The 299-nt window shown below is 63.9% G+C and carries 1 pseudogene; it reads right to left on the reverse strand.

Annotated elements, in window-relative coordinates:
• Positions 1-299: pseudogene (locus PZH32_RS13035) on the reverse strand (translation elongation factor Ts); the annotation flags it as partial.

Here is a 299-nt window from a genome sequence, read left to right on the forward strand (position 1 = left end):
GAGCCTTGGAGCACTCGTCGGCGTACTGAGCCACGGTCAGATCCGTGTTCTTCACGAAGGCCTGCTCGGCCAGGCAGTTCTCCTTGTAGAACTTGTCCATGCGGCCCTCGGCCATCTTCTCCTGGATGTTCTCGGGCTTGCCGGACTCAGCGGCCTGAGCCTTGTAGATCTCCATCTCGTGGGAGGCCACGTCGGCGGGCACGTCCTCACGGGTGGCGGAAACCGGGTTCAGGGCAGCTACCTGCATGGCGATGTCGCGGCCGCACTTCTGGAACTCCTCAGGGGTGGGGTCGATGCCC

This window comes from Adlercreutzia equolifaciens (genome assembly GCF_029076695.1).
GTDB classification, from domain to species: domain Bacteria; phylum Actinomycetota; class Coriobacteriia; order Coriobacteriales; family Eggerthellaceae; genus Adlercreutzia; species Adlercreutzia equolifaciens_A.